Annotated in this window: 2 protein-coding genes; both read left to right on the forward strand. The window is 47.4% G+C overall.

Features of this window, described 5'->3' with window-relative positions; genetic code table 11:
• Positions 1-143: 143 nt before the first annotated feature.
• Entirely contained in the window at positions 144-341 is a 198-nt protein-coding gene (locus tag QEH52_RS19885) for a hypothetical protein (protein ID WP_308952709.1), read from the forward strand.
• Positions 338-592, forward strand: coding sequence for a ParE family toxin-like protein (locus QEH52_RS19890; protein WP_308952710.1), 255 nt, complete (start codon positions 338-340; stop codon positions 590-592). The genes QEH52_RS19885 and QEH52_RS19890 overlap by 4 nt, the downstream gene beginning before the upstream one ends.
• The last annotated feature ends 359 nt before the right edge of the window (positions 593-951 follow it).

Here is a 951-nt window from a genome sequence, read left to right on the forward strand (position 1 = left end):
CAGACGACACAGACAACCCATATAGCCCGCTCGTAAAACTCTAAAAAGCAACTGGACGACTGACCACACAGGCTGGTTGTCTGGTCTCCACGATCTCAAAATAAATTTGCTCATCGCCTGAAAATATTCTTACAATCACCCCCATGAGCTTAACTGAACTAGAAAAAGAAGTCGAAAACTTGGATTCTTCTGATTTCGAGGCGTTTACGAAGTGGATTGATGCCTACGCTGCGAAACGCTGGGACGCCCAGTTCGAGCAAGACGTTGCTGCTGGGAAACTCGATAAGTTGGGAAAGAAAGCAGATCTCGCCTTTGAGTCAGGGCAGTGCACAGAGCTATGAAGCACTTTGCCTCTCCCGACTTTTGGTTTCACTACAGATTACTGCCTGAGAACATTCAGGACTTGGCGGATAAGAACTTTTCGCTCCTGAAAGAAAATTCAAGGCACCCCTCCTTGAGGCTTAAAAAAGTGGGGATATTTTGGTCGGCAAGAATCGGAATCAGCTACCGGGCATTGGGAAAAGAAAGAGAAGAGGGGATCGTCTGGATTTGGATTGGAACTCATGCCGAATACGACCAACTCATAAAGTAAAGTGAGATCAAGTCTCTGGTATCAATTCCGTTACGCGCTTCGCGCTTCACTCCATGATACAGCTCATCGATATGGGAAGAAAATAGAATCGACGGCTCGAAGCATTTAGACTAAGCATTTGAGAGTAAGAGAAGAAGCAAAGAAATAAAATCCTCAGGCAGCCAGAGCCGAGTCGCCGGTTGGTAAAAAGAAGAAGAAATTGAAGATTTAAATCCCCAGATAAAGCCCATAATTCAGAACCCCACACTCACCACGGCCTTCGGCCATAATCGGGTAGACGGGAGCATTAACTCTCCCGTCCCCCACATCACCCCCGATTCGCTATGCTCATTCCCCTTCGGCGGGACTGACAGCGGCCA

Origin of the sequence: Thalassobacterium maritimum (assembly GCF_031127805.1) — a bacterium.
In the GTDB taxonomy this organism is placed as follows: domain Bacteria; phylum Verrucomicrobiota; class Verrucomicrobiia; order Opitutales; family Coraliomargaritaceae; genus Thalassobacterium; species Thalassobacterium maritimum.